The sequence below is a fragment of the Ochrobactrum sp. SFR4 genome, from assembly GCF_019730395.1.
Classification (GTDB): Bacteria; Pseudomonadota; Alphaproteobacteria; order Rhizobiales; family Rhizobiaceae; genus Pseudochrobactrum.
In genome coordinates this window covers 1-1,381 of the sequence record NZ_JAAPBB010000052.1, presented here as the reverse complement: position 1 = coordinate 1,381, position 1,381 = coordinate 1, and the positions used below count along the sequence as shown (strand labels likewise).

General features: G+C 50.3%; 1 rRNA gene. It reads right to left on the bottom strand.

The window, feature by feature from the left end:
- Positions 1 to 1,381: ribosomal RNA gene (locus HBA93_RS17745) — 16S ribosomal RNA — on the bottom strand; the annotation flags it as partial.

Here is a 1,381-nt window from a genome sequence, read left to right as displayed (position 1 = left end):
ACGGGCGGTGTGTACAAGGCCCGGGAACGTATTCACCGCGCCATGGCTGATGCGCGATTACTAGCGATTCCAGCTTCATAGAGTCGAGTTGCAGACTCCAATCCGAACTGAGACCGGCTTTCGAGATTTGCATCACATCGCTGTGTAGCTGCCCTCTGTACCGGCCATTGTATTACGTGTGTGGCCCAAGGCGTAAGGGCCGTGATGATTTGACGTCATCCCCACCTTCCTCTCTACTTGCGTAGGCAGTCTCACTAGAGTCCCCAACTTAATGATGGCAACTAGTGACAGGGGTTGCGCTCGTTGCAGGACTTAACCTAACACCTCACGGCACGAGCTGACGACAACCATGCAGCACCTTGAAAAATGTCCGAAGAAAAGTCTATTTCTAAACCTGTCATTTCCCATTTAAGCCTTGGTAAGGTTCCTCGCGTATCATCGAATTAAACCACATAATCCACCGCTTGTGCGGGCCCCCGTCAATTCCTTTGAGTTTCAAACTTGCGTTCGTACTCCCCAGGTGGCTAACTTATCACTTTCGCTTAGTCTCTGAAGCTTACGCCCCAAAAACGAGTTAGCATCGTTTACGGCGTGGACTACCAGGGTATCTAATCCTGTTCGCTCCCCACGCTTTCGTCCATCAGCGTCAGTTGTTGCTTAGTAACCTGCCTTCGCAATTGGTGTTCTAAGTAATATCTATGCATTTCACCGCTACACTACTTATTCCAGCTACTTCAACAACACTCAAGACTTGCAGTATCAATGGCAGTTTCACAGTTAAGCTGTGAGATTTCACCACTGACTTACAAATCAGCCTACGGACCCTTTAAACCCAATAAATCCGGATAACGCTTGCACCCTCCGTATTACCGCGGCTGCTGGCACGGAGTTAGCCGGTGCTTATTCGTATAGTACCTTCAGCTAGATACACGTATCTAGGTTTATCCCTATACAAAAGAAGTTTACAACCCATAGGGCCGTCGTCCTTCACGCGGGATGGCTGGATCAGGCTCTCACCCATTGTCCAATATTCCTCACTGCTGCCTCCCGTAGGAGTCTGGTCCGTGTCTCAGTACCAGTGTGGGGGATCACCCTCTCAGGCCCCCTAAAGATCGCTGACTTGGTGAGCCGTTACCTCACCAACTATCTAATCTTGCGCGTGCCCATCTCTATCCACCGGAGTTTTCAATATCAAGTGATGCCACTCAATATATTATGGGGTATTAATCTTCCTTTCGAAAGGCTATCCCCCAGATAAAGGCAGGTTGCACACGTGTTCCGCACCCGTGCGCCGCTCTCAAGTCTCCGAAGAGACTCTACCGCTCGGCTTGCATGTGTTAGGCCTCCCGCTAGCGTTCATCCTGAGCCATGATGAAGCACT